At 43.9% G+C, this 17,203-nt stretch carries 17 protein-coding genes; 14 read left to right on the top strand and 3 right to left on the bottom strand.

Annotated features, from left to right (window positions below; all coding sequences use genetic code 11):
- Positions 1-52 precede the first annotated feature (52 nt).
- Together K3F53_RS10225 and K3F53_RS10220 are read left to right on the top strand one after the other, a co-directional pair.
- A complete protein-coding gene (locus K3F53_RS10225) occupies positions 53-619 on the top strand; it encodes a helix-turn-helix domain-containing protein (protein WP_057898695.1) in 567 nt (188 codons plus the stop codon).
- 3 nt (positions 620-622) lie between these two features.
- Positions 623-1,321, top strand: a complete 699-nt coding sequence (locus K3F53_RS10220; RefSeq protein ID WP_057898696.1) for a YhfC family intramembrane metalloprotease — start codon at positions 623-625, stop codon at positions 1,319-1,321.
- Positions 1,322-1,521: 200 nt separating this feature from the next.
- On the opposite strand, the gene cydS is transcribed toward K3F53_RS10220, so the two are convergent.
- From cydS to K3F53_RS10210, 3 genes are read right to left on the bottom strand one after another with little or no spacing between them, the layout of a single operon-like run.
- On the bottom strand, positions 1,522-1,629 hold the full coding sequence (cydS, locus tag K3F53_RS19915; protein WP_408863232.1) for a cytochrome bd oxidase small subunit CydS family protein: 108 nt from the start codon (positions 1,627-1,629) through the stop codon (positions 1,522-1,524).
- Between the two features lie 13 nt (positions 1,630-1,642).
- Positions 1,643-2,656 (bottom strand): cytochrome d ubiquinol oxidase subunit II, encoded by a 1,014-nt coding sequence (locus tag K3F53_RS10215; protein WP_057898697.1) that lies wholly within the window; start codon positions 2,654-2,656, stop codon positions 1,643-1,645.
- On the bottom strand, positions 2,653-4,014 hold the full coding sequence (locus tag K3F53_RS10210) for a cytochrome ubiquinol oxidase subunit I (protein ID WP_091260043.1): 1,362 nt from the start codon (positions 4,012-4,014) through the stop codon (positions 2,653-2,655). The genes K3F53_RS10215 and K3F53_RS10210 overlap by 4 nt, the downstream gene beginning before the upstream one ends.
- 609 nt (positions 4,015-4,623) lie before the next feature.
- On the opposite strand from K3F53_RS10210, the gene K3F53_RS10205 reads away from it, so the two are divergent.
- From K3F53_RS10205 to K3F53_RS10150, 12 genes are all read left to right on the top strand, one after another.
- The gene (locus K3F53_RS10205) at positions 4,624-5,211 is read left to right on the top strand and encodes a DUF1641 domain-containing protein (protein ID WP_057898699.1); all 588 of its coding nucleotides are present in this window, start codon (positions 4,624-4,626) and stop codon (positions 5,209-5,211) included.
- Between the two features lie 561 nt (positions 5,212-5,772).
- Positions 5,773-6,363: a TetR/AcrR family transcriptional regulator gene (locus tag K3F53_RS10200; protein WP_091260040.1), complete on the top strand. Its 591-nt coding sequence runs from the start codon at positions 5,773-5,775 to the stop codon at positions 6,361-6,363.
- Positions 6,364-6,419: 56 nt separating this feature from the next.
- Entirely contained in the window at positions 6,420-7,688 is a 1,269-nt protein-coding gene (locus K3F53_RS10195) for an FAD-dependent monooxygenase (RefSeq protein WP_246615625.1), read from the top strand.
- Between the two features lie 286 nt (positions 7,689-7,974).
- Positions 7,975-8,709: an alanyl-tRNA editing protein gene (locus K3F53_RS10190; protein WP_057898701.1), complete on the top strand. Its 735-nt coding sequence runs from the start codon at positions 7,975-7,977 to the stop codon at positions 8,707-8,709.
- 30 nt (positions 8,710-8,739) lie between these two features.
- Positions 8,740-9,549, top strand: coding sequence for a TrmB family transcriptional regulator (locus K3F53_RS10185; protein ID WP_057898702.1), 810 nt, complete (start codon positions 8,740-8,742; stop codon positions 9,547-9,549).
- Positions 9,550-9,630: 81 nt separating this feature from the next.
- Positions 9,631-10,359 carry an AzlC family ABC transporter permease gene (locus tag K3F53_RS10180; RefSeq protein WP_220558932.1) on the top strand — a complete coding sequence of 243 codons (729 nt, stop codon included), beginning with the start codon at positions 9,631-9,633 and terminating at the stop codon, positions 10,357-10,359.
- Positions 10,350-10,682 (top strand): AzlD domain-containing protein, encoded by a 333-nt coding sequence (locus tag K3F53_RS10175; RefSeq protein ID WP_057898704.1) that lies wholly within the window; start codon positions 10,350-10,352, stop codon positions 10,680-10,682. Before K3F53_RS10180 ends, K3F53_RS10175 begins: the two co-directional genes overlap by 10 nt.
- Positions 10,683-11,222: 540 nt before the next feature.
- On the top strand, positions 11,223-12,833 hold the full coding sequence (locus K3F53_RS10170) for an AraC family transcriptional regulator (RefSeq protein WP_057900305.1): 1,611 nt from the start codon (positions 11,223-11,225) through the stop codon (positions 12,831-12,833).
- A 352-nt stretch (positions 12,834-13,185) separates the two neighbouring features.
- Entirely contained in the window at positions 13,186-14,205 is a 1,020-nt protein-coding gene (locus K3F53_RS10165; RefSeq protein WP_057898705.1) for an ABC transporter substrate-binding protein, read from the top strand.
- A 10-nt stretch (positions 14,206-14,215) separates the two neighbouring features.
- Entirely contained in the window at positions 14,216-15,223 is a 1,008-nt protein-coding gene (locus tag K3F53_RS10160; RefSeq protein ID WP_057898706.1) for a FecCD family ABC transporter permease, read from the top strand.
- 46 nt (positions 15,224-15,269) lie between these two features.
- The gene (locus K3F53_RS10155; RefSeq protein WP_057900306.1) at positions 15,270-16,244 is read left to right on the top strand and encodes a FecCD family ABC transporter permease; all 975 of its coding nucleotides are present in this window, start codon (positions 15,270-15,272) and stop codon (positions 16,242-16,244) included.
- A 51-nt stretch (positions 16,245-16,295) separates the two neighbouring features.
- Positions 16,296-17,159 carry an alpha/beta hydrolase gene (locus tag K3F53_RS10150; RefSeq protein WP_220558931.1) on the top strand — a complete coding sequence of 288 codons (864 nt, stop codon included), beginning with the start codon at positions 16,296-16,298 and terminating at the stop codon, positions 17,157-17,159.
- The last annotated feature ends 44 nt before the right edge of the window (positions 17,160-17,203 follow it).

The following is a 17,203-nucleotide window of genomic DNA, read 5'->3' as shown; positions in this document are numbered from 1 at the left end:
TAGTCAATTTTTATTATCATTATTAATAATAATAAAAAATAGGTGAACAATAATGAAACAGTCAAAGGCAGACTTACTCCTTCATCCAATCCGACTGCGTATCGTTCAAGCTCTCATCGGTGGTCGACATCTAACGGCTCAGCAATTAATAGAGTTGTTACCAGATGTCCCGCAGGCTAGCTTGTATCGACACCTTAATAAGCTTTTTGAAGGAGATATTATTTATGTAATCGATCAACGTCAAGTGCGTGGAACAACAGAGAAAGTTTATGCACTGATGGAACAAGGAGCAAATTTGACAAAGGATGACTTAGCAGACTGTAGCCGTGATGAGCATATGTTATATTTTTTAACTTTTTTAGCTTCTCTTCAATCTGATTTTCAAAGGTATCTTCAGCAGGAACAGTTTGATTTGGAAGCAGATGGGGTTAGCTATCGAAAGGCTACATTGTACGTAAATGATGAGGAGTTTTCTCAATTGATAAAAGCGCTTCGTTCCGTTGTTGAACCATTTTTTAAAAACCATCCTGCCCCGGGTCGACGTCCCCGGACACTTTCAACGATCATCATTCCTCAGCCGGAACAAACGTCTTCAAATGATAATAGAGAAGGGGATTAATTTATGCCTAAAAATGAAAATGCTTTATCTGATCAATCACTTCAAAACATTGCTCGCAAGTTTCTCTTTGTTATCCCTTTTTATCTAGCTGTTCCTCTATCAATCGGGATTTTTTTTCACTATGTGTTTGGCTACATTCATTGGAAAGCATTTGGTTTGGGTGCTCTTGGCTGGGTGGTTGCGCTTATGTTGCGCGGACCAGTCACTGTACTTATGAAAGGATTGCCCAAAGAGAGAGCCATGCTTTACATTGGTTTATCTTCTGGACCTTTAGAGGAAGGGGTTCGTTTGATCCTTTTGTTGCTGACTGGATCTTCTTTTTCTTGGGCTCTCTCAGTTGGGCAAGGATGGGCTGCGATTGAAGTATTGTTTACCATTATCAATGGATTGGCTTTGATCTATGTTCTTCAGCAAAATGACGAAAAGGCGATTCAGGCAAAAGAGTTTTTAGAATCACAAGGAACGCTTTATTTAAATCCATGGTGGGGTGTGGTTGAACGGATCTTTGCTACTGCCTTTCATATTGGAGCGACCCTGCTTATAGCGAAAATCCCCTTGCTAACCTTGATTCTTCTTATTGTGCATAGCTTGTTTAATCTTACCATTGTCTGGATAGCCCGTAAAAACATGATTTTCGCACAATTATTAGCAGCAATTGTAGGTACGGGATTACTAGTATCTGGATTCATTGTGTTCAGATGATAGTGAACGACTCACCGCTTAGCTAACGCTTGAAGCGGGAGTCGTCTTGGCTTATTACGTTAAATCTAATGCTTAACTGAATCAAATAAGTCAGATTTGAATATCCTGCTGAGGACTGCTTTATTTGCATTGGTTCAGCGGGTAGCCCCTCGATTTGGGAACAGATATCATGTTCGATCGATTGCCAGTTGATTTTTGTTTTATTTGATATGCTTTAAAAACTTTCCTTTGGCTCCCCATATAAACATGCCAATAACAGAGAGGGCTACTACGAGAATGGGCGCATACGTAATCAGAAATTGTTGCATCGTATCTTCCTCCTTATCGTTGACCTTGGACGTATTTTTTATCGAACAGAAACAGTCGCAACAACAAATATAAAGAAGGCAGAAGCAAGCACAATCCGGCGATAAAGGCGACGATGAGCGCGATAGCCATCGTTTGATTCGTAAATCCATCATAAATGGTTAAGTAAGGATACAATAGGTATGGGTAATGGGAGAATCCGTAGCCGAAGAAAGCAAACCCGTATTGTAATGTCACAAGACCAAACGCGGTGCCGTACCGCTTTTTCTTATAGAAAAGATACACTGCGGCCGCGAAACACAGAACGGATAACACAAATACCCAGGCGATGTCGAGCATCCGCGCAAAGTGCATGGAATTGTGCTGCTTGAGTGTAAATAGTACGACAAACGCGGCTAAAATTGATGGCAAACTCCAGAGCAATGTATAGATGCGGAGCAGTGCTGTTGCTTTTTCGTCCCCGGCAGCATGAGCATAATAGGTCAAAAAACTGGCCGAGATAAACAGTACGCTAACAATGGCTAACAATACCACACTCCACGAATAAGGACTGGCAAACAGTTTGCTGTATAGCAAGCGTACGCTTTGGTCTGTTACTTCGATGAAACCTCCTTCGGATATCGTCAGTACGGTTGTAAATGAGGCGGGAATGAGAATACCGGTTACACCATACAGAAAGGTATAGAGTTTATTGTCTTTGGCCCCGTATGTGCCGAACGCATAATAGGAGCCGCGAATGGCAAGCAACATAATTGAAATGCTGGCCGGAACCAGCAGTGCCGTGCCATAATAGTAGGCGGTTTTCGGGAAAAAGCCCACGATTCCAACAAAGAAAAACACAAGGAATACATTTGTTACTTCCCATACTGGCGATAGGTAGCGTTGAATGACTTTGTGAATAATATGCTTTTTGCCAGACCAGTCGCTGTATGTGCTGAAAAACCCGGCACCAAAGTCGATCGAGCCGATGATGACATAGCCGAACAAGAACAGCCAAAGAACCGAAATTCCAACCAATTCGAGCGTCATACGTTCACCTCCTGTGAGGCGTTCATTGTTTTGAGTTCATGTTCTACCGGATTGTTTTTAAATATTTTCCGTAAAATGAATGTACTTGCAATGGCGAGTAGAACATAAAGGATAATAAAGAAGATGAGCAGCACATCCACATAATCGGCGGTTGTTGCGCCAGCTACTGTTTTCATGTACCCGCGCAAAATCCACGGCTGTCGTCCTACTTCAGCAAAAATCCAGCCGAGTTCAATGGCCAGGAGCGCAAGCGGGCCCGACAATAGCACAAGAAACATGAGCGCTTTATGATACAGATTGATGTTGCTACGTTTCTGTTTTTGTTTCCACAGTACAAGATAGGTGAAAGCAACGATTGTCAGCAAAATCCCGATGACGACCATTAGGTCAAACAAATAATGTATATAGAGCGGGGGGCGTTCATCTACTGGAAATTCATTCAGGCCGGTTACTTCAGCGGAAGGGCGGTTATGCGCCAAAATGCTTAACCCGTACGGAATCTCGATCCCGTTTTTGATTTCGTTGTTCTCATCCAATGTACCGAATAAGATCAGCGGAGCTTCTGGTTTTGTCTCAAAATGCCATTCGGCAGCCGCTAGTTTTTCTGGCTGATATTCGGCCAGAAATTTTCCAGAGAAGTCACCGACTACGATTGTAGCTAAGGAAAACACAAAACCAGCAACGAGCGTCAAATGCAATGCCTTCTTATGGTACACATGCGTTTTTTTGTTGCGTAACAGATGATAGGCCGCAATGGACGCCAGCACGAAGGCCGATGTCATATAGGCCGAAGCCAGTACGTGAGCCACTTTCGTAGGCATTGCTGGATTAAACATGGCCACGAGCGGTTGAATATTCGTAATGACCCCGTTTTTGAGCTCAAAACCTTGCGGCGTGTTCATAAATGCATTCACAACAGTGATGAAAAAGGCAGACAGCGAGGAGCCGATCGCGACCGGGATCAGCAAAAGAAAATGCTTCATTGGTTTTTTAAAGCGATCCCATGTATATAAGTAAATGCCAAGAAAAATCGCTTCAAAGAAGAAGGCGAATGTTTCCATGAACAAAGGTAAACTGATCACCTGACCTGCCAGTTCCATAAATTTCGGCCACAGCAGGCTCAATTGCAAACCAATGGCCGTTCCGGTTACGACGCCGACAGCTACGGTAATGACGAAACCCCTTGTCCAGCGGCGCGCCAGCAGGATAAAATGCGGATCGTTTTGTTTAATGCCGATCCATTGGGCCAGCGCAATCATTAATGGAATGCCGACACCAATGGTGGCAAACAGAATATGAAACGCCAACGTCACCTCGGTCAAAATTCGGCTGTATAATGTTGCATCGTATGCAAACATGACAATCCCCCTTATTAGCGAAACAGTCGACCAAGCATCGACAGGAGCATAACCATTGCCACAGTTATGGAAACCATTAGTAGATATCTTTCCTGTTTTCTAATCATAAGGTATCCTCCTTGTATGCCCCGGGGTGTTTACCTGTATTGTACAGAAAAAACGGGAAAAAATTGCGGGGAAGGTATGGCAACTTTTCAAAAGTTATGTTGACATTGTGTGAATGATGCTTTCTCCTTTTCAAAGCTCCTATTTGCAATGTAAGCATTATTCTAATATATTATTTAAATAGGGGATTGTAGTAATTAGCTTACATATTTAAGAAGGGCTGTTTGGCACATAATGGAATCCTCCATAATACGGTTTGCGTATAGTTATACTTTCTGGCTGTTTGCAACAGGAGTATAATAAACTTGGGCTAGTTGGATTTTATGTAACCGGTCTCCTTGTGAGCCTTTTCCGTTTCGCCATATGCGGGAGCGATTGTTACGTATGAGCAGGCATGTATCTTAGAGATTGTGAAACTAATCACTAAGGATACACTCCTTATGTAGCAGAATCGAATGGTGAAAAGGTTCACGCAAAATGTTTTTGACGAAAGGAAGAGAATAAATGGACACAGAAATTAAACAGCAAAATTTGAAGCAAGATTCAGCTCTATGGATAAACGAGCTGTCCAACCCGGAAGTTCAAGAAGCATTGGCTATGCTTATTCAGAAGCTCCCTCAAGTGAAAGAAGCAATCGTAAAAGTGGAACAAGGCGTAGAAGTGGTTTCAGCTTTTGCCAGTGATACCGATTCTATTAATTATTTGGCTGAACGCGTGGATAGGTTCTCAAAACTTGCTCTTAACAAGGAAAATATGGAAGCCCTTGCGGTTATGATTGAAAGTCTCCCGAGAATTGCAAAATGCGTAACGTTGCTTGACCGATTATTTTCGACCATTGAACCTCTCATCACAGATAAGGAATCCTTGGCATACCTGGCAGATACGGTTAAACTGGTCACCACGCCAGTGACGGAACGTGTTCAAGAGGGCGTATCGATCGTGAAGGAAGCAAAGGAAAGGGCAGCACAGAATCAAACGAATATATCCATATTTGGCCTGTTGAAATTGTTAAAAGATCCTACAGTTCAGGATGGACTAAAATTCGTTCAGGCTTTGCTGGAGGTTTTATCAGAAAAGAAGGTTGTCAAATAATTTGATGTAATCCTTGTTCTGAACGTTGTCTGATAAGAATTTATACGATATTCTTCACATGAATTCAAACAGGCAATGGCGAACGGAAAAATGAAAAATGATTCAGCCTGTAAATCCTGTTCCTTGCAGAACCCTGTCTTCAATCTGACACCAACACATTCGTTGGTGTCTTTTTTCTCGATATTTATTTAGGTAATAGTAACATAGATAATCACTGGTTATATAAACGTGATGATAAGCCAATTTTCATTTTTCCTACCAATCAAAAGTAACTTGGTGGAAGAGCCGGAGGCGATATCTGAAGCGGTGGTTGAAAGACCGGAGTTGGCCGAACATGGAAGGAGACCGCTTTTTTTGCTCGTGAAATGTAGAAAACAATAATTTGATCGTGTAGAACGGGTCGGGGATCAGAATATAAGCTTTTCTTAAACAGAACCCTGTCAAGTGTTTGGTGAATTCATTCATGAATGGAGGATATAATTGACAAAATAGAAAATACACAATATTATTAAGTAAGTACTTAATTAATTGAATCTTAGTTTCTGCAAAGGATGAATCGCAATGAAGATGAGAACCAACCGCCAACTAAAGGCTTTAGAAACGAAAAACAGGCTGATCGATGCCGCACTCAGAACGTTTTCACGCAAGGGCTTCAGTCAAAGTACGACTAAAGATATTGCTAAAGAAGCGGGGGTTACTGACGGTTTAATTTATCACTATTTTCAGTCGAAGGAAGATCTGCTTTGGGCGATCTTAGATAAGTACACGCTCCTTCATTCTTTGCAAGAAGTGTTGAATAAGATGGACAATCAGGCATCGCTTGAGCATAATCTGACGGTTTATTTCCACTCATTGTTTCGCAGCTTGCACGAGCAGCAAGATCTGATTGTTATGTGTTTTGGCGAGGCACAACATAATTCTGACGTTCGCAAACGGCTTGAGGGGGTTATTCGACAAGGTGTGGAACTGTTACATGCTTATCTTGCACCCCGTGTTCGAGTGGCAACGCATGATCTGCTGATCGCCATCCGTAATATACAGACCGCCATGGTTCTTTATTTTCTGATGACCGATCGGTTCGCCGATAATGAAACGGATCGTAATAAATATATTGAGACATCCGTTCGCCAGTTTTTAAAAGTTTTACAATAATTTTTTTACAATATTTATTTACTAAGTATTTAATTAATTAAATGGAGGTTGTCCAAATGAAAAGTACAGAGATGAGTAAGTCAACCCCACTGAACAGATTTGATGTTGATGTAGTCGTCGTCGGAGCTGGACCGGGTGGCTGCATGCTCAGTTATTTGCTTGCCCGGAGTGGGGTGAAAACCGCACTTTTGGAACGGCACAATAGTTTGGACCGTGAATTTCGAGGCTATTTTTTTCAACCTTTAGTGTTAAAGCTATTTGATCAGCTCGGATTGCTGGAAGACATTTTACGCATCCCACATGAGCGCGTTGATATGTTTAAGTTTGTGGATCACGGAAAAACGTTGTTTGAAGTTCGTTTTGACGAACTTGAGCCTCCTTACAATTACGGGTTAAATATTTCGCAGCCTCCGTTGTTGGAATATTTCATACAACAATCTTCTCGATTCTCGAATTTCACCTATTTTGGCGGAACGACAGCAAAGAATTTAATCAAACGAGGTGATTCCGTACATGGAATTTTGGCGATAAACCAAGAGGAGGAGATCGAACTGCACAGCCGGTTAGTGGTCGGCGCCGACGGACGCTATTCCACGATTCGGAAACTGGCGGACATAAGCCAAACGATGGACAAATTTGAGTTTGACTTTGTCTGGTTCGATATGCCCAAAGCCTTGGGAAAAGACTATCCGTTGCAAATAAAGATTGAGGACGAAGGTATGCTGATCTATATTCCGAAAGGAGAGGATCAGGTACAGGTCGGTTGGGTGATTAAGAAAAAAACATATCCCGAGCTTGTAAAAAAAGGAATCGATGATTTTATTCGCACATTGATTGTCATCGAGCCGGATTTGCAAGACGTGTTGCCTTATCATCTTAAAAGTTTCAAGCAGTGTTCTGTCTTGGACATTCAGGTAGGGATGACAGATACATGGGTGCGGGATGGACTGCTATTGCTTGGAGATGCGGCTCACATCGCTTCGCCGTTTTCGGGACAAGGAAACAGTTTGGCGATTCAAGATGCGGTCATAGCTCACGACTCTATCATGAAAGCGATGACTACTCAAGGATCTGGTGTTTTGCAAGAATCCTTTTTAAAAAATTACGAGCTATACCGCAAACCGGCGGTGGCGGAAATTCAAAGAATTCAAGCGATGCAGGCCCGCTTGATTGCAATAAAAAATCCGACCTTTCTCGGATTGCGTCGTACGGTCGCACCCGTGGCGCGGCGTACTTCCCTCTTTAAGAAAATGAGGGATAAAATTGCCATGGGAGTTCAGAAGATAGAAGTGAATACATCGTTCTTTTTATCCCAGGAATCGTGAAAGAACATGGATAGGGAACGATTCGATTCCCCTCGTCGCTTTGATTGAAATGCTTGACATTTTGGAAGTGTCTGAATTATAGTGGGTAATAATATAACTACTTATATTTGGACGGTTTATTTTTGATACAGGAAATAAAAAAATAAGTGGGTGGCATTTGACAAGTGTAGCTATGTGATATACATAGAGTCGCCCGAAAAACGGTTCACTTCGTGTTGAGCCGTTTTTCTTCCGTTCATTTTAAGTAGTTAGTATAATAACTCCGAAAGAGAAAGGGAGATGACCCTTGACGAAGGAATTATTTTTGACCGACAGCTATCGAAGGGAATGTGAAGCCTCCGTTTTAGAAATCGCGGAGGACAAGGTAATTTTGGATCAAACCGTTTTTTATCCTACAGGGGGAGGGCAGGAGCATGACACTGGCATGCTCGTACAAGGCGAGCAGATGTTTGAGGTCTACCGGGTGAAACGGGAAGGGGGGCGAATTGTTCACTATGTGAGAAATGCGGAGAAATTGGAAAAGGGCCCTGTCTTTGCTCGAGTTGACTGGGAGCGCCGCTACGGACTGATGCGGCACCACACACTTTTGCACGTACTCAGCGCGGTCGTTTACAAAAAGTACGGCGCGTTGTGTACCGGTAATCAAATTTATCCTGACCGAGCCCGCATTGATTTTAACCAGCTTCACGATTTGACACCGGAGCAGCTTAACGACGTCATGGAAGAAACAAATCGCATAATTGATTCGGATTATCCGATTTCGTACCGCACGGTAAGCAGGGAGGAAGCAGAAAATATTCCCGGCATGATCAAGACGATGGTCAGCCTGCTTCCGCCCTCTGTTACCCATGTCCGTCTTGTCTCTATTGATTCTGTCGATGAACAAGCATGCGGAGGTACGCATGTGAAACGTACCAGAGAAATTGGTCAAATGGAGATTACCAATGTAAAAAGCAAAGGAAAAAACAACAAGCGCCTGGAAGTGAGAATTATTCATGCTCCACAGGAGGTACGGTCATGAACACGAACGTAATGATTGGGTGTGTGATATATGGAGGAAATCTTTAAGGAACTGCAAAAGTTTGGTTTTTCGCTGTATGAGTGCAAAGCTTACGTTAGTCTGCTCAAGGTTCATCCGGTAACAGGATATGAAATCAGCAAGCGTTCAGGCGTGCCTCGATCAATGATTTACGAGGTGTTGGGGAAACTGATGGACAAAGGCGCTGTCCATCTTGTCCCTTCCGAACCGGTAAAATACTCCCCGGTACCCGCTGATAAGTTAATCGACCGGTTGAGGAAACAATTCGATCGCTCATTTTCCTATTTAGAGAAAAAACTGACCATGCTGCAGCAGGAACGGGAAATGGACGTGATATGGCATATTCGCAGCGACGAACTGGTCTTGAATGAAATGACAGAGATGATCGGCAGGGCCGAAAAGGAGTTATGGCTTTCCGTCTGGGAACCGCAAGTTCCGATGATTCAAGAGGCGGTAGAACGACATCTTCGGGAAGGGGTTCATGTCTTCTCCGTTCTTTTCGGGGCGCCGGACATAAAAATCGGGGCAACCTTTCACCATGATTACATGACGCCTGAAGTCGTAAAAGAGCGGACGAACGGCCATTTGACGATTGTAGCCCGAGACGGCCAAGAAGTGTTAATCGCCAATTTTTCGGATGAATCCACCTCTTGGGCAGTTAAGACACACGATCCGGTGCTCGTATTAGTTGCGACAGAATATATTCGACACGACATTATGATCGAAGAAATTACCGCTGAGTTTGGTTCAGAAAGGTTGGATGCACTTTGGCGAAATAACCCCGATTTGGTTTATGTCGTGAGGGGAAAACGGTTCGACTAGCAGAGAACCGTTTTTTAACACATGCATGTTAGTGTTTATAACAATAACTTCTTATATAGAAAAGTTCTCAATGGAGGAATCATGAGCGAGAAAGAAGTTTACTTGGATTACCCGACAAGTAACGACGAAAGTTTTATTCAAGGTGTGAAGGATTGCTTGCCCACGGTATTAGGTTATTTGAGCATCGGATTTGCTGCTGGCGTGGTGGAGAAAACGGCCGGTATGTCCTTGGCTGAAATTGCTCTAATGTCTTTACTGTTGTATGCTGGTTCGGCTCAGTTCATCGCTGCCGGGATGATGGCAGCAGGTAACCCGGCTACAGCTATTATTTTCACCGTGTTTTTTGTCAATTTGCGCCATCTTCTAATGAGTGCGGCGATCGCCCCTTATTATCGTCATCTGCCTGTATGGAAAAACGTCTTGATCGGATCTCAATTAACGGACGAAACGTTTGGCGTTGCCGCTACTCGGCTGTCTGGAAAGGCAAGGGGAAGTGACCGATGGATGTTCGGTTTAAATTTTACCGGTTATCTCAACTGGTTGCTAGCCAATATGGCTGGAGGGATTTTTGGCCAATGGCTCACTTCGCCGGAGAAGTTCGGTCTGGATTTCGCTTTACCTGCCATGTTTATCGGCTTATTCATGCTACAATTGATAGAACGTTCAAAGTTTGGCGTTGATCTGGTCGTTGCGATCAGTGCAGTCGTTATAGCGATCGCTGGAACTGTTTTCGTATCCGAAAACGCTGGAGTATTGATCGCTATCATTATCGCTGCAAATATAGGGGTGTGGATCGAGAAATGGAAGTGAGATGGAGTTTTCTATGGATGCTTCTGGGAGCCTCACTTGTTACTTTCATACCAAGGGTTTTACCGCTCGTTGTGCTGAGCCGGATTCGTTTGCCGGATTGGGTGCTTCGCTGGCTTAATCATATTCCGATTGCCGTTATGTCCGCCTTGCTGGCCCAAGAGCTGCTTATTTCGAACGGATCTTTCTCGCCGTCGCCCACTGGGCTCATTGCCGCCCTGCCAGCGTTTGCTGTCGCTTATTTTACTCGAAGTTTGCTTGCCACGGTCATGACAGGGATCGTGGTAATGGCGTTGCTTCGTTACATATTATCATTTACCTTGTAACGATTTTATTTCAAAGGGACGGCAATCATTAGCTTTCTACCGCGCCGCATTGTCGGATTTGTTTCCGATTGTGGGTCATCCTATTAATGAACGTATTAATTTCGACATTCATATCTATATTAGTTGATTAGATGATTACTATTTTCAGCCTTGATAGGCTTTATGCCTTTCAAGGTTTCTTTTTTGGAGAGGGCTACTCAGTCACAAATGAGTTACCTTCTCCACATCATACCTCGAAAACTATGGCGAGAAGAATTTTAACATGCTTCCGATATAGAGCATAAAACAAGCTTGATAGCTTGGTAAAATGACTCTCGTTGGAGAAGCCTCCACCTCGCGATGCAAGCCAATAATCTGCTGTTGCAGGGGAGGCCAAGATAGGAGAAAAGGACACAGATTAAGCCACTGAGCATAATAGATCGGTCTCGCAGAGAGACAGATCTATTTTTGTATCTTGAATCTGTTTGATCGTTGTTCGTACTCTATGTTAATTTATCAATATGATAATGATTATCATTTTCGTATTGGATAGAGGTGTCCATATTGCTAAATCCACGTATTGATAAAGAACATACGTCTATTTTTTTGGACGATCTTTGGTGTAAATTGCGAAGCATCGAATTAGTGCGTGTCGGACAGATAGAGCAACAACTCATTGAGTCGCATGTCTTGATTATAGTAAAGAACGGCGAGGGACGTTTGACGATCGATTATACGGATTACCGATTGAGACAGGATGCCGTTCATTTCGCTTTACCCGGACAAACCATTGGAATATCTACAGAGGAAGGGGAGAGGGGGGAGCTATATGTCATCAGATTTGATGTATCTTGGGATTCGGATTCGAGAGAAGCGTTCCCACTGCAAAGAGAGCTTCCGATTTATCAAGATACCCAGATGGTTATGTTATGCGAGTTGATGTACAGGAGTTGCCGCAGTGAACATTCATTGGAACGGTTTCGTGGGCAGTCCGCATTTCAGGAATTGCTGTATTGGCTGCTGAAAAATATTCGGCTTTTTCCTGAGTCAGACCAGCGAACAGCGCTGGATCGCACCAAGGCCTATATCGACAGCCATTACAACGAAAGCCTGACGATTGAGTTCTTGGCTCGCATGGCGGATATTAGCCCTAAATATTACGTCGACTTATTTAAAAAAACGTACGGTAAAAGCGCGATCGATTATATAACGGAAGTGAGGCTCAACAATGCCAAGAAGATGATGATACAATCGGATGCCCGGCTGCGCGATATCGCTCATCAAGTGGGCTATAATGATGAATTTTATTTTAGCCGCAAATTTAAAAAAGAGGTAGGGGTATCTCCTACAGTCTATATGAAGAATCGTCGTCGCAAAATCGTAGCTTATACGTCTGCGATTCTCGGCCAAATGCTTGCGCTCAACATCATTCCCTATGCCGCTCCGCTTCACCCGAAATGGACAGCTTACTACCACAAAATGTATCGGACAGATATTCCGCTGCATCTCAGCGCATACCGGTTCAATCAAGACTGGGAATCCAATATTGAGGCGCTGAACGTTGCTCAACCGGATGTTGTGATATGCGACAAGGACAATCTGCATCCCAATGAGAAGAAACAGCTGGAAAAAATTGCACCAGTATTTTACATTCCCTGGAAAGAAAAGAATTGGCGGGAGCAATTTCAGCTGACGGCGCAATTCCTTGGAGCTGCGCGAGAAGCGGATTACTGGCTGGATAACTATGAGCATAAGGTGAAGTCTGCCAGAGAACGACTGAATCGGGAATTAGGAAACGACACCATGCTCATTATGAGTATTCATAAGAAAAGTTATTATCTTTGCCCCGCCCGCGGGATGAAAGATGTGTTATACGATGATTTACAGCTGAATATGGTGCCTCGATTCAATGATGCTGAATACAAACAAGCTGTCACCTTGGAGCAATTAGCGGAAATGGATGCTGATCGGATTCTACTGAATATATGCCAGGAACCGCAATCATTGAACCAATGGCAATTGCTGCAAACTTCCCGGCTGTGGCAAGACTTGAAAGCCGTCCGCAGGAACCATGTATATTTAATTTCCTCCGATCCATGGCGGGAATATTCTGCGTATGCCTGTGAACGAATAGTGGATGACCTGTTGAAGCAACTATTTCAGGCCGTTTAGAGAGCCCTTTTCTGATGCCGCGTTTTATGGAGATTGTCCAAATTAATTCTGGATATTGTCCATGTTCGATTGTGAAAGTCGTAGTTTATAATTTTAATGAGAATCATTATCATTGAAATGATAATGATTCTTAAAAAAGAGTCGGAGTTCATTATTTAGGAGGAATGTCATAACACCTGTTTGCTTATTAAGAAAGAGTACATAGGCTTTCAGGATTGTCCGTCTGGAGGTGGAATGTCTTCATTACGGAGAGTACAGTGCAGCATGCAAATGACAAGGTTTTAACACATAATTTACGGAAGCTCCTACAGGGATGCTTCTAATGATATGACAGTAGAGAGGGAGCAGTAGAATGAATAAGAAAGTATGGGCATTAGGTTTGGCAGGTATGATGATGTTTGGGGTGGCAGCTTGCGGAGCGAAAGAGGAGGCCAAGCCAGCAACCGCTGCAACGACGAGTTCGCAAAGCAAAGGCATGTCTGAAAACAATTCTTCCAAGAATACGGTGAACGCTACAAACGAAATGAGAACCATTCATTACTTAGGCAAAGAGTACAGCGTTCCAGTGAAAGCAGAAAAAATTGTCATTACCGGGTCGGTGGAATCAATGGAAGATGCGCTGGTACTTGACGTTAAACCTGTGGGAGCTATGACAACCGGCGGCAGGTTCGCGCCACTGTTTGCCAAGATTATCGAAGGTGCGGAAGGGGTCGGGGAGAAGACTCAGCCCAATATGGAAACCATCCTGAAGCTTAAGCCGGATGTTATTCTGGCCAGCACTAAGTTTCCTGCCGAAACAGTGGAAAAACTGAACAAGATAGCCACAACGATCCCCGTCTCACACATTTCCACTAATTGGGAATCTAACCTAAACTTGTTGGCTGAGCTTACAGGGAAGCAGGAGCAAGCCAGACAGGCATTGCAAAAGTACAATGAGGAGGTTCATGGGCTTAAAGAAAAGATCGGAGTTGTTTTTAAAGACAAGAACGTTCTGGTTATGAGGGTGCGGGCAGGCAGCATCATGATCTATCCTGAAAATGTGTTCTTTAATCCATCAGTATATTCCGATCTGGGGGCTATGGTTCCGAAAGAAGTGAAGCAAGCGAAGGCTCAACAAGTGATTTCTCTTGAAAAGCTGTCTGAGATGAACCCGGATTACCTTTTTGTTCAATTCTCGGAAGCTGAGAATAAAGACACACCTAAGGTGCTTGAAGATTTGCAAAAAAATCCGATTTGGAAAAGCATCAATGCAGTAAAAAATGACAACGTGTTTGTCAATTTGGTCGATCCGACTCTTCAGGGCGGTACGGTTTACAGTAAAATTGCCTTCTTGGAAGCCATTAAAAGCAGCAAATTAGTTCAAACAAAGTGAGTAGAGCGCTATGCGATCAAGGATTTCTCCATCTGCCCTGATCCTATGGAGTTCACCATTTCTCATTGTACTTACGATTCTTTTGTCGATTTTATATGGAGCCAAGAACATAGAGATAAGCACGATTCGTGATGCGTTGTTCTCTTTTGATCCAGGAAATGTGAATCACCAGATTATTATGCATTCCAGATTCCCAAGGGTGGTCGGGGCTCTGTTAATTGGAGCTTTTCTGGCCATTTCAGGAGCGCTTATGCAGGGTATGACAAGAAATTATCTTGCATCTCCCTCTATTATGGGGGTTTCTGACGGCTCGGTTTTTGCGATTACGATCTGTATGATCTTTATGCCGAATTCTTCGTCTATAGAAATGATTCTGTACTCTTTTATGGGATCGGCGCTTAGCATCGTCCTCGTGTTCGGGATGGCAATTCTGCTTCCCGGAGGGCTCTCGCCGGTTCGGATGGCGATTTTAGGTACGATCATCGGTACGTTTCTAAGCAGCATTTCCGCAGCGTTATCGACCTATTTCCAAGTCTCGCAAAACATCAGCTTTTGGTACAATGCGCGGCTGCACCAGATGGATCCAGAACTGATTAAGCTCGCGATCCCTTTTGCCGTGGTCGGCATTGTGATGGCAATCCAGCTTTCCAAATCCATTTCTGTTCTATCTCTTGGTGAAGAGATTGCCGTTAGCTTGGGGCAAAAAACGACGCTGATCAAGTTTGCTGCTACATTCAGCGTTGTCATTTTGACGGGCATCTCGGTGGCGCTTGTAGGGAAGATTGGATTTGTAGGGCTTATCGTACCTCATATCGCCCGTTTTTTGACAGGTGCCGATTATAAATGGATAATTCCATGCTCCGGGGTGCTTGGAGGACTCTTTCTTGCACTGTGTGATGTGCTCAGCCGATTCCTTAATTATCCGTTCGAGATGCCGATTGGTGTGGTCACGTCTCTCCTTGGCGTTCCTTTTTTTCTTTATTTAATCAGAACGAGGGGAGGCGGGACGCGTGAATAATGTTTCTAGAAGTCGCTATGTCATCGCGTTAGTTATCGGTATTGCCATGATGTTAGTTACTATGTATATGAGTTTGACGAGCGGCGCTTTTGATATTAAGGTCATGGATATTATTCGGACATTATTGCGAATGGATTCGCAGCCTGATCAGGACTTGGTCATTTTTGAATTTCGTCTGCCAAGAATCATCATCGCCATGCTGGTTGGAATGGGGTTGGCCATCGCAGGGGCTGTCATTCAGAGCATTACGAGAAACGGATTGGCTGATCCGGGGATTCTGGGAATTAACTCGGGCGCAGGTGCAGCTATGGTCATTTTTTTGTTTTTTTATCAAGGACAAAGTAAAGGAGACGAATGGACGTCTATTCTGGCGATGCCGCTATTTGGCTTGATAGGCGGGCTTCTCGCAGCGTTCCTTATCTACCTGTTTTCTTGGAAGAATGGAAAGCTGGAATCGCAACGTCTCTTGCTGACCGGTATTGCAATAGCATCAGGCTTAGGGGCTGTTTCGCTTTATCTGACATTGAAAATGAATCCTAACGACTTTGAGATGGCAGTGGTATGGAATTCGGGCAGCATTTACAATGCCAATTGGAAATATATCATTTCTATTCTTCCATGGTTTGTACTTCTTGTTCCTGTCATTGTGAGCAAGTCATATATTCTGGATTTATTTCAATTGGATGAAGACAGCGTCATAAGCGTGGGTGTAGCCTCGCAAAAAGAAAAAGCGGTGCTCTTATTAAGCAGTATCGGCATTGTGAGCGCATGTGTATCCGTATCGGGGGGGATCGGATTTATTGGTCTGATGGCCCCTCACATCGCGAAGTATCTTGTCGGCAATGCACATAGACGAATCATTCCAGTATGCGGAGTTGTCGGGGCACTGTTAGTGATGATCTCTGATTATATCAGCAAGACGGTCTTTGCCCCGGCAGAATTGCCCGTAGGTATCGTCACTGCAATCATTGGCGTTCCGTATTTTATTTTTTTGCTTTACAGGAAAAAGGGGCGGAGCTAATTGAGAAAAGTTTAAAGGATTCTATTAGGATTAGGGGAGGAAATGCTAACAATGGCTCGCAAGATAATCAAGCAGATTGAAACGCCGGTCAAACATACTGCAGGCAGTGAGGTTACAATACCGCATACAGAACAGTGGGAGCTGCATTCTAGCGTCCACAACCGTAAATATCGAATCTTTGTCGCTAAGCCCAATGAGGCTCCGCCACCCTCGGGATATCCGGTGATCTATTTGCTGGATGCCAACTCTGTATTTGGAACGATGGTAGAGACTGTGCGCGTACAGGCGCGTGCGCACGAGAAGACCGGAGTTGTTCCGGCAGTTATCGTTGGGATTGGCTATCAGACCGAAGCCCCGTTTGATTCCGCACGTTATTACGATTTTACTCTGCCGACTCCAGCTGAAGAGCTGCCCAAAAGCCCTGACGGAAGAGCATGGCCGGAGCTCGGAGGAGCAGAATTATTTTTGCGATTCATCGAAGAGGATCTGAAACCCGAGATCGAGCGCACGTTCAAAATTGATAAAAGTAGACAAACTATCTTTGGCCATTCACTTGGTGGTCTCTTTGTGTTGCAAGTGCTTTTTACTCATCCGCATGCTTTTCAAACGTATGTCGCGGGCAGCCCCTCCATTCATTGGAACAAGTCGTTCATTTTTGAAGCGGAGCGGCAATTCGTTTCCTTTCTGGAGCAGGAAAGTATAAATGTTAGCCTCATGATCGCGGCGGGAGAGCTAGAAAAATCACATAAGAGTCGCATGAACGAAAACGCGAAGGAGCTTTCAGAACGTCTATCTGCCTTCGCAGACTGTGGAGTGCACGTAGAGTTCAAAGAGTTCGAGGAGGAGGGCCATATATCGGTGCTGCCGGTCTTGATCAGCCGCGGCGTACGGTTTGCATTGACATCTATATCTTGATAAAAGATTTGTATACCGTTGACGAGAATAACAATCCTTTAACG

Origin of the sequence: Aneurinibacillus thermoaerophilus (genome assembly GCF_019603355.1) — a bacterium.
GTDB classification, from domain to species: Bacteria; Bacillota; Bacilli; order Aneurinibacillales; family Aneurinibacillaceae; genus Aneurinibacillus; species Aneurinibacillus thermoaerophilus.
The sequence above is the reverse complement of the archived record's forward strand: the minus strand, read 5'-3'. Positions and strand labels throughout refer to the sequence as shown.

What these genes read in the sequence shown, in the direction of transcription:
- K3F53_RS10200 (WP_091260040.1), top strand. Translation starts at nt 5,773, where the DNA reads ATGAAGATGAGAACCAACCGCCAACTAAAGGCTTTAGAAACGAAAAAC.
- K3F53_RS10180 (WP_220558932.1), top strand. Translation starts at nt 9,631, where the DNA reads ATGAGCGAGAAAGAAGTTTACTTGGATTACCCGACAAGTAACGACGAA.
- cydS (WP_408863232.1), bottom strand. Translation starts at nt 1,629, where the DNA reads ATGCAACAATTTCTGATTACGTATGCGCCCATTCTCGTAGTAGCCCTC.
- K3F53_RS10150 (WP_220558931.1), top strand. Translation starts at nt 16,296, where the DNA reads ATGGCTCGCAAGATAATCAAGCAGATTGAAACGCCGGTCAAACATACT.
- K3F53_RS10205 (WP_057898699.1), top strand. Translation starts at nt 4,624, where the DNA reads ATGGACACAGAAATTAAACAGCAAAATTTGAAGCAAGATTCAGCTCTA.
- K3F53_RS10195 (WP_246615625.1), top strand. Translation starts at nt 6,420, where the DNA reads ATGAAAAGTACAGAGATGAGTAAGTCAACCCCACTGAACAGATTTGAT.
- K3F53_RS10215 (WP_057898697.1), bottom strand. Translation starts at nt 2,656, where the DNA reads ATGACGCTCGAATTGGTTGGAATTTCGGTTCTTTGGCTGTTCTTGTTC.
- K3F53_RS10165 (WP_057898705.1), top strand. Translation starts at nt 13,186, where the DNA reads ATGAATAAGAAAGTATGGGCATTAGGTTTGGCAGGTATGATGATGTTT.
- K3F53_RS10225 (WP_057898695.1), top strand. Translation starts at nt 53, where the DNA reads ATGAAACAGTCAAAGGCAGACTTACTCCTTCATCCAATCCGACTGCGT.
- K3F53_RS10155 (WP_057900306.1), top strand. Translation starts at nt 15,270, where the DNA reads ATGATGTTAGTTACTATGTATATGAGTTTGACGAGCGGCGCTTTTGAT.
- K3F53_RS10175 (WP_057898704.1), top strand. Translation starts at nt 10,350, where the DNA reads ATGGAAGTGAGATGGAGTTTTCTATGGATGCTTCTGGGAGCCTCACTT.
- K3F53_RS10185 (WP_057898702.1), top strand. Translation starts at nt 8,740, where the DNA reads ATGGAGGAAATCTTTAAGGAACTGCAAAAGTTTGGTTTTTCGCTGTAT.
- K3F53_RS10220 (WP_057898696.1), top strand. Translation starts at nt 623, where the DNA reads ATGCCTAAAAATGAAAATGCTTTATCTGATCAATCACTTCAAAACATT.
- K3F53_RS10210 (WP_091260043.1), bottom strand. Translation starts at nt 4,014, where the DNA reads ATGTTTGCATACGATGCAACATTATACAGCCGAATTTTGACCGAGGTG.
- K3F53_RS10160 (WP_057898706.1), top strand. Translation starts at nt 14,216, where the DNA reads ATGCGATCAAGGATTTCTCCATCTGCCCTGATCCTATGGAGTTCACCA.